Below are 7,981 nucleotides of genomic sequence, written 5' to 3'. Positions count from 1 at the left end.
GTTATTTGGTTGCTTAAAAAGTAGAGGATTTGACTTAGAAAGCACGCATTTACAGGAACTAGATCGTCTCGAAAAGCTATTTTTTGTTTGTGCTTTGGCATTAGCATGGTCATTCAAATTGGGTATATGGCAAAATAGTCTTAAGCCACTGAAGCTTAAAAAGCATGGCCGAAAACCGAAAAGTTTATTTCGTCTAGGGCTTGATTACTTACACAGGGTACTAGTAGAAGGAAGTGTTAACCTGGCAGTATTTCGGCACTCCCTGAAAGTTTTGTCCTGTACATAGCTCTATTATTTTCCTCTTACGTTAGCTCCTGGTTCTTCTAGTTATGTGTACTATGGTTCTCTTTTGTTGTTGGAGGTCTTTACTCGCTGGAGTAAGGAAATTTGTAGTTAGGGGTGAAAAGTAGTATTTATGTTTCCTAATAAGTCTCAAGCTATTGCAGTTACTCTTTTGTTTATGGCAACTCCGTTGGTGGTTGCACAAGTCCTTGTTCATTTTGGGGTTAGGTGGAGAGCAGGGAATTCAACTATTTACATAATTATTTCGTTGATTTCGACATATTTAATTTTACAGTTTGTATTGCCAAAAATGGGATTGCGATTTGTTGAGATATTTCATGCTAATTTTAACAAATGGTCTGTTATTGTATCACTGTCGATTTTACCTATTGCTTTTGCGATGCTTGGGCTTCAAGTTTTACTGAGTAATATTAGTATCGTAGTTTTATATTTATTCCCTGGTGCAGATATATACTCAGAGTCTTTTGATGCACTATTCAGTTCTGGTATAAGCGGATTGTTGGTAATATGTGTAGTTGCTCCAGTAGTTGAGGAAATAATTTTTCGAGGCGTAATTCTAAGAGGCTTGTTATCAAATTACAGTAAATGCGATGCGTTAATTGCTTCCGCAACGTTATTCTCACTGATGCACTTAAACCCTATTCAGCTTATACCTACGCTAATAGCCGGAATTGTTCTTGGTTGGTTATATATTAAGAGTTATTCCCTGTGGCCTTCGATCATTGCTCATATGCTATTTAATGCTATACCTTTTATTGCATATCAATTTAAAAGTGATGATTATGAGGCTTCAATGGAACTTACTTTTTTACCTATTGAACTCCAATTGCTGTCTATTGTTTTTGTTGTAGGTGCCTACTTTATTGTTAAATATATTTTTCAAAAATCAACCGTTGTGTCTTAGCAGCATATTCTTCAGGACCATAAAGTTGAAAGCCTACTTCGGTGGGCTTTTTTTTAACATTAGGGAAAATAAAAATGAATGTAATACCGTTCAAATTTAACACTTCAGCAGTTCGAGTTATTAATAAAGATGGTGAGCCTTGGTTTGTGGCTAAAGATGTGACTGAAGTTCTTGGTTACTCACTACCAAGTGCTATGACTAGGCATTTAGATGATGATGAAAAGGGTATGTCTACTATGCATACCCCTGGTGGAAGCCAGGAACTACAAACGATTAACGAGTCTGGTCTGTACTCAGCTATCCTTAAAAGCCGTCGACCTGAAGCCAAAGCATTTAAACGCTGGGTAACACATGAAGTACTGCCCAGTATTCGTAAAAATGGTGGTTATATTGCTGGTCAGGAAAAAGATGATCCAAGCTTGATGTTAGCAAAAGCGTTACTCATGGCTCAATCCGTTATTGAAACAAAAACGGTCCAGTTAGAAGCAGTTAAGGAAGAGATTAAATAAGTGCTCCCCAAGGCCGAAGCTTTTGAGAAAATAGCAGGGGGGGATGAGAGCTATTGTATCACTAATGCAGCTAAAGACTTGCAGTTGAAGCCAAAGGATTTGTTTAGTTGGTTATCCACAAATAAATGGATTTATCGTCGCCCAGGCGCACCTGGTTGGACAGCCTACCAAGATAAAATTCAACGAGGTTTTTTAGTTCATAAGTTCACAGCGATTGAGCGCCAAGATGGCTCAGAAAAGATAGTTGATCAAGTGCGTTTAACAGCGAAAGGTGTCGCAAAGATAGCTCATCAATTAGTTCAATATCATTAAATAACGACTTCTCCCTGTAATGTCCCTTGCCCACTTCGGTGGGCTTTTTTTTATAGATTATCTGGTACTAAAAAAATGAGGTGCTATTTTAATACAGCCTGAACATGCTTTTTAAAGGAATTAAGTTAATCAGTCTGCCCAGTAAATTATATTCTTGATTAATGACAGGGTTGCCTCAAAATCATCCTCATAAATAGCGACGGTTAATTTTCCTAAAATGACGTAATATATTACGTCACTCTGACGTATAATAACTGTTTAAATATTGGTCGATTCTTTTAATGTCAAATAGATAGCTACATATGCTGAGTATAAACTAGGCTTAAAAAGTGTGAATGGCTCTAGTTAGTTGGAGTGCTATACGTAACGGCGACGTAATATATTGCATCGCTGTGACGTTGATTAATAGTTATGCATTAGAAAGTTTTATGAACATAGACGAGCTAAATGAAATTGGAGTTCAAGTAGCTGAGTGGTTTCAAAATGAGAATTTTGAGTCAATAGCTTTAGAGTATGGATATGCACTTAGTTTTGACCGGAAACCAAGTGATGCAGTGAAAGAAGACTTCGAACTAGCATGCAATGAAGTCCAAGGGGATATTAAAAACTCAAAGGCTTCTGTGAGTACCAAATACTTTGAAAATAATGAGTCTTCGATGCTGGCTTTAATAGAATGTGACTTTCAATTAAATTATTCTACAGGTGTATTGGTAGAGTTGATAATGAAGGTCAACGGTAACGTATACCTTGAGCAAATATCAAGTTATTGAGGCGAGTTAAATGCATAACAAATTGGTCAACGGGACCCCTGGCGGACCCGTCACCAAAGCGTTAAGTGGCACAAGAGGTTGATTTTGAGCAAGCTGAATTTGAATGATATAGGAAAGGATGAAATATCCAAACATGTATCATCAATAGAGAAACGAGCTTTACATAAAAGTCCTAGGTTGTGTCCAGTCTGTACTGGAAAACTAGAGAAAATTGGAAAAGGTACTCGCTATAAAAATTCTTGCAGTCAATGCAATGCAGTGTTGGCAAAGGAATTGAAATGTAAAATGTGCAACCAACATCGTATTTGGCGGGGAGCAAACGGCATATTTTGTCATGCCTGTGGTCTCGAGCAGGCCAGCACTTAACAAGCGCATTATATTCGCGCTTCCGGCGCTGGACTCGCAACAATTTTCTCGCCGTATATGTGAGCGTTATGAGTAATTGAGATGTTTACCATTGGAAGAGAAAATGAACTTAAAAATGCCATAAATTTTGTAGGTAGTTCAGAAAAGGCTGCTTTGCTAATAGAGACAATCGATGCAATTCATGACTTCCTTGAAGGTAGGGCATCAGAGCAGGAACTTAAGGCTGTTATCAGAAAAGCATTCGTAGAGGGAAAAAGTGGCACTTGGGAATCCGCAGGGTCATGGCTCAGAAAAATCACAAACGAATATCCGGACTTCGTTAAATTATGGGAAGAGTTCGCTATACATAAATCGTCGAAAATACGATTTAGAGTGGCTGCTCATATAAATGAACTACCCGATAGTATATTCACCAATTTATGCCAACTGTTACTCAACGATAAAAGTGCAAAAGTACGCTCAAAAGTCGCTGGCGATCTCTATTTTTCAGGAAATCTCGATGCATTACATTTACTACGCACAAGGCAAGAAATAGAGGAAAGCAAAGAGGTTTTAGAAAGTATTGAATTTGCAATAGAAGGTATTACACAACGTGCGTAAAACACTCATAACAAAGCGAAGCTTTGCACTGCCGTTGAACGCAACGTTATATGGCAAAAATAGAATGAAAGCGAACCTTAAGGTGTGGGTATTATTGTTAATGTCTCATCTGGTACTGGCAGTTATCCCTAGCCTTATTGTAGAGAACAAATTGACGGCATTTATCCCATATCATTCTGTATTTACGCCGTTAGAAATATTCAAATTTCTAGGTTTGCCCGTTTATGGTCAGACTGATGAAGATATGTTTATGGCTCCAATCACGGTTCTAGGTTGGTGTTTGGTGACTGCTTTGTGGCTAATTATTCATTATGGTTTTGCTGTGGTGCTAAGCCATTTAACAAGGCGTTCAAGATAGGACGTAGCAAGCTGCTCTGCTTAGCTTTGCGTTAGCTGTATTGGGGTTTGATGAATTACGAATTGGTACATGGAGATATCTTGGATCAAGATGTTGAGGTCATAGTAAATAGCTGGAATAGGAACATTATTCCCTGGTGGCTATTGCTGCCTCAAGGCGTATCAGGTGCTATTAAAAAAAGAGGTGGAACAGGCCCATTCAAAGAAGTGGCAAAGTTTGGAGCTATTCCACTTGGTGAAGCTAGGATTACGTCAGCCGGCAGTCTGCCATTTAAAGCAATAATTCATGTTGCAGGTATTAACATGTTTTGGATGGGTACTGAGTATTCAGTAATCCATTCAGTTCGAAATGCTATGAATATAGTGAACAAAGAGAAATTCTCCAGTGTTGCATTTCCATTAATTGGGGCAGGTTCTGGTAATCGAGGTGAAGATTGGTCACTAAATCTCATAACTACAGAGTTTGAGACAATTGAAAGTGAAGCGAAAGTATTTATTGTAAGGTATAAAGCAGCTAACAAATAAATCAAGCTGCTCCCTGGGGGGAGTAGCTTATTAAGGCATTAATTGTAGAATATGACCGAAACGATAGAGTCCAGAGTAAAAAGCCTTTTTGAACAACATCGAGAAGTGCCTGGTGCGGAATTCGATGAGAGTTACTTTATTGATTTCCTCATGGCTAACCCTAAAGGTAAAGGAGCATTTAGGAATAGTTTCTCTGGACTGAGGAGATTCAATGCATTTTGTGATAAAGTGCAATTGGAGTTCGGCATTTGTTTTTCGGTTAAAGACCGAGACACTGATTTTAGTTTTCTTGACTTCTGCGAGCGAGTTAAAACTTTAAGGAAATCTAGTAGAGGCTCAAAAGCCTCACTCAAGAATCAAATGAGGTATCGATTTGAGTGGAATATCTTCGTCCTCGCAAATATTTTACTTTTTGCTTTACTAGTAGTCTTTAGAAATTTAGAGGTTGTATTTGTCTTGACATTTTTTTTGGCTGTTTACCTTAATTACAAGTTGATATTGAGCTACAAAAAGGAAAGAGAATATCTTAAAGCTCTTGAAGCGAAGATTATTGAAAACGAAAACAATTAGCAAGCGGTTGGTGTCGTGACAGTTCACTCGCGCACTCGTTCGCTGCTACACAACCGAGTGTTAAGTGTCCGGTATGAATGTTAGCCATGTCCTAAGTATCGAAAAATTAAGAGATGGGGGTTCTCTTGTTGTAAGCTTTCAAGCAGATGATTCGTGTGAGTACTGGTTAATGCTCCCAATTAATATCTCCAATGGGGCTAGTGAAGGTTATCTACCTCCGGTTCTAGTAAACAGAACTACAGGTATAGAAATAGACCTGAGTTGGAGTGGCGCTAAATCTTGGCTGCAACTACTTGAGTCATACATTGAAGAAGCAGATTATCATCTCTTTAACGCAATTCGGAGTACTGTGCGTGAAAACACTTAACAAGTGCATGTTGTTCGCCCACTTCGTGGGATGGGACCTTCGCACTGCATGCACCAGCCCCAAATGCAGGCGTTATGTGCAAAAAGAATTCAAGATATGAGTAAGATAGAGTGCAGTGATAGAACGAGCATTAAAGCCGTGCATAAAGACTCTGCTAGGAGTGGAGAACTTATGCTGCAGAAAAGGACTTCAATTCGAGGTAAAGGAAACAAAAAATCTAGCAAAGAAACATTTGACGCCATTTTTACATTTAATGAGCCGCTATTTTGTGCGTTATCAGAAGTGCGAATGGGTGGGGGCTATTTCTTAACAGAAGAAGGTAAAGCAGAGGTCACCCAGCTAATTGGCCGCTTTGACTCTGTAACTGAGCGAAGCGCTTGGGTAAATCAAACGTTGGAGGTAAGTAATGACACCAGCACATAACAAGGCGCTTAAGCTAGGACTGGCTACACATCGTTCTGCCAACCACTTGGCTTAGCGTTAAGTGAAGAAATGAAAAAGATACTACTATCCATTATATTATGTAATATGCATGCATTTGCATGTGAGCATCTAGATGGGCATTGGAAATCTGATAACGCTATGAGCTTAGCTTATAATAGTACCCTTGAAAGTCTGCCTAAAAATAAGAAGGAGTTCATTGAACAGGTATTTGGATATGCTGAAATAATTCATAAGGGAAATGCCTACCATTTCTTACCTTTGCCGACTATCGAAATTACCATCGAGGGAAAAAACTACCCTTTTTTTTTCGAAGAGGTGAAAGTAGAAGGGGTTATCCATGAATGCTCCAGCGAAAAAGTTATTGCTGAGTATCCAAATGGAATTGGTACAGCTGTGATGAATTTTGAAGGTCCAGATGTGTATTGGGTATCTCCAGATGGAGATTGGAGAGAATATTTTGTTCGAATTAAGTAGTAGTGAGCACTTAACCAGGCGATGCACCAGACCTATACAGCAGGACTTTTTAATATGCATTCGCTGCGCTCATTGTGCCATATTAAAAAGCCTTCCGTCATAGGTTAGTGATCTGGGCGTTAAAAACCAATGAAGCTGACCCAAAATATAATAATTGCAGTTTTCGCGCTAATAATTCCATTAGTAGCCGAAGTAGCTACAGCAACAAAGGAAAGTGTGCCTGGAACTGGTTTCGACGTTCTTTTATATCAGCCCTTCGATTTTGCTTATATTTTATTTGTGTTCTTAGTCCTACTGTCCGCAAATATTTACCAAGCAAAAAAACTGTCCATCCCTATGTACAAAGCTTGGTTAACATCTACTAGCACTTTACTTATATGGTTTCCCATAGCATTCTTAGCTGTGGGTCAATTACATCTTAGCTTAGGAGGTAAACTCTAAATGGTTTTTAACAAGTTTATTAATGTCGCCTTCGGCTGGACCTCCGTAAGTTTCCCTTACTCCGGCCCACTACAAAGGTTTTAGGCATTACTAGTAATGGCACAAGTAAGTCGATCAAAAGCCTCGTTACGATTAATTGGTGATACACTTAATCCTAAAGAAATATCCGCTCTTTTTGGGATTGAGGGTACGACAATGTACGCCAAAGGTGATGTTCGAGTCATAAAAAGAACAGGAAGAGAAATCCAGCGAAAAAGTGGCCACTGGTCTTTAGTTGCATCTGAATGCGAGCCAGAGGATATTGACGGCCAAGTGAAGGAAATACTAAGTCAGTTCCGAGTGACCTGAATATCTGGAAGAAACTGGCAAGTAAGTACAGTATTGATTTGTTTTGCGGGATCTTCATGGACAAAGGAAATGAGGGTATGAATATATCACCCGGAACTCTGTTAGAGCTAGGCAATCGGGGCATTATGCTGGCACTAGATATTTACGATGGTGCGGAGTAGCCCCAATGCTTAACAAGTCAATCAATGTCACCCCTACCGGGCTGGACCTTCACTCCACGGCTTCGCCACTGCGTTCCTGCTCATTATTGAGGCGTTATGTATAAAAGTGATGATTAGGTTTTTAGTCGTAATTCCAATATTAATATCGTTGTCAGTTGTGGTCGACCTACTAGGGTTTAAATTTGGACCCCTAATAATGATGGGTGGGTTTTTCGTAATTTTTATTTTGCCAATGTTAATGTATCTTCCCAGAGTTAAATTGTTCCAAACCGCCATTGACAAGTGGCTTGAGGAGAATGGGCCATATTATAAGTATGTGAAGCCAGAGTTAAAATTCTGGCGTAGTAAGTTACGTTGGAAAACCTCAGATGGGCAACTTGTATTTTTATTGGAAAATGGAAATACGGAAATATGGTTTGTTTGTGGTAACCCCTTATGTCAGGATAGTTGTCGCCTCACCTGAAGTAAAAATCTAAAGAAAGGGGCGCAGGTGAATGATGAGTGAAGCGCGTATCAAAAGAAAGAAAAGA

Annotated in this window: 12 protein-coding genes and 1 pseudogene; all 13 read left to right on the top strand. The window is 39.1% G+C overall.

All coding sequences use genetic code 11. The annotated features are described in order from the left end of the window. A pseudogene (locus F607_RS35295) lies at positions 1-286 on the top strand (IS4 family transposase); the annotation flags it as partial. 129 nt (positions 287-415) lie between these two features. Further along, on the top strand, positions 416-1,207 hold the full coding sequence (locus F607_RS33160) for a CPBP family intramembrane glutamic endopeptidase (protein WP_027709914.1): 792 nt from the start codon (positions 416-418) through the stop codon (positions 1,205-1,207). Positions 1,208-1,281: 74 nt separating this feature from the next. Next, positions 1,282-1,716, top strand: a complete 435-nt coding sequence (locus F607_RS31230) for a BRO-N domain-containing protein (protein ID WP_038292092.1) — start codon at positions 1,282-1,284, stop codon at positions 1,714-1,716. Beyond that, complete coding sequence (locus F607_RS31225) at positions 1,717-2,028, top strand: phage antirepressor KilAC domain-containing protein (protein WP_051311751.1); 312 nt, start codon at positions 1,717-1,719, stop codon at positions 2,026-2,028. Positions 2,029-2,363: 335 nt separating this feature from the next. Then, entirely contained in the window at positions 2,364-2,798 is a 435-nt protein-coding gene (locus F607_RS0122725; protein ID WP_027709913.1) for a hypothetical protein, read from the top strand. A 447-nt stretch (positions 2,799-3,245) separates the two neighbouring features. Next, complete coding sequence (locus F607_RS0122720) at positions 3,246-3,764, top strand: hypothetical protein (protein WP_027709912.1); 519 nt, start codon at positions 3,246-3,248, stop codon at positions 3,762-3,764. Further along, a complete protein-coding gene (locus F607_RS0122715) occupies positions 3,757-4,122 on the top strand; it encodes a hypothetical protein (protein WP_027709911.1) in 366 nt (121 codons plus the stop codon). Before F607_RS0122720 ends, F607_RS0122715 begins: the two co-directional genes overlap by 8 nt. A gap of 80 nt (positions 4,123-4,202) precedes the next feature. After that, a complete protein-coding gene (locus F607_RS0122710; protein ID WP_211233699.1) occupies positions 4,203-4,646 on the top strand; it encodes a macro domain-containing protein in 444 nt (147 codons plus the stop codon). 51 nt (positions 4,647-4,697) lie between these two features. Further along, the gene (locus tag F607_RS0122705) at positions 4,698-5,216 is read left to right on the top strand and encodes a hypothetical protein (protein ID WP_027709909.1); all 519 of its coding nucleotides are present in this window, start codon (positions 4,698-4,700) and stop codon (positions 5,214-5,216) included. Between the two features lie 73 nt (positions 5,217-5,289). Continuing rightward, a complete protein-coding gene (locus F607_RS0122700; protein ID WP_027709908.1) occupies positions 5,290-5,583 on the top strand; it encodes a hypothetical protein in 294 nt (97 codons plus the stop codon). 96 nt (positions 5,584-5,679) lie between these two features. Next, positions 5,680-6,006 carry a hypothetical protein gene (locus F607_RS0122695; protein WP_157365571.1) on the top strand — a complete coding sequence of 109 codons (327 nt, stop codon included), beginning with the start codon at positions 5,680-5,682 and terminating at the stop codon, positions 6,004-6,006. A gap of 69 nt (positions 6,007-6,075) precedes the next feature. Next, positions 6,076-6,501 carry a hypothetical protein gene (locus tag F607_RS0122690; RefSeq protein WP_027709906.1) on the top strand — a complete coding sequence of 142 codons (426 nt, stop codon included), beginning with the start codon at positions 6,076-6,078 and terminating at the stop codon, positions 6,499-6,501. A 537-nt stretch (positions 6,502-7,038) separates the two neighbouring features. Continuing rightward, a complete protein-coding gene (locus tag F607_RS34310; RefSeq protein WP_051311750.1) occupies positions 7,039-7,290 on the top strand; it encodes a DUF4279 domain-containing protein in 252 nt (83 codons plus the stop codon). The last annotated feature ends 691 nt before the right edge of the window (positions 7,291-7,981 follow it).

Source organism: Zooshikella ganghwensis DSM 15267 (assembly GCF_000428585.1).
GTDB lineage: Bacteria > Pseudomonadota > Gammaproteobacteria > Pseudomonadales > Zooshikellaceae > Zooshikella > Zooshikella ganghwensis.
This window is presented reverse-complemented; position numbering and strand designations above follow the sequence as displayed.

Coding starts and splice junctions, on each gene's coding strand:
- F607_RS0122705 (WP_027709909.1), top strand. CDS start 4,698: ATGACCGAAACGATAGAGTCCAGAGTAAAAAGCCTTTTTGAACAACAT.
- F607_RS31230 (WP_038292092.1), top strand. CDS start 1,282: ATGAATGTAATACCGTTCAAATTTAACACTTCAGCAGTTCGAGTTATT.
- F607_RS0122690 (WP_027709906.1), top strand. CDS start 6,076: ATGAAAAAGATACTACTATCCATTATATTATGTAATATGCATGCATTT.
- F607_RS0122695 (WP_157365571.1), top strand. CDS start 5,680: ATGAGTAAGATAGAGTGCAGTGATAGAACGAGCATTAAAGCCGTGCAT.
- F607_RS0122725 (WP_027709913.1), top strand. CDS start 2,364: ATGGCTCTAGTTAGTTGGAGTGCTATACGTAACGGCGACGTAATATAT.
- F607_RS0122720 (WP_027709912.1), top strand. CDS start 3,246: ATGTTTACCATTGGAAGAGAAAATGAACTTAAAAATGCCATAAATTTT.
- F607_RS33160 (WP_027709914.1), top strand. CDS start 416: ATGTTTCCTAATAAGTCTCAAGCTATTGCAGTTACTCTTTTGTTTATG.
- F607_RS34310 (WP_051311750.1), top strand. CDS start 7,039: ATGGCACAAGTAAGTCGATCAAAAGCCTCGTTACGATTAATTGGTGAT.
- F607_RS0122700 (WP_027709908.1), top strand. CDS start 5,290: ATGAATGTTAGCCATGTCCTAAGTATCGAAAAATTAAGAGATGGGGGT.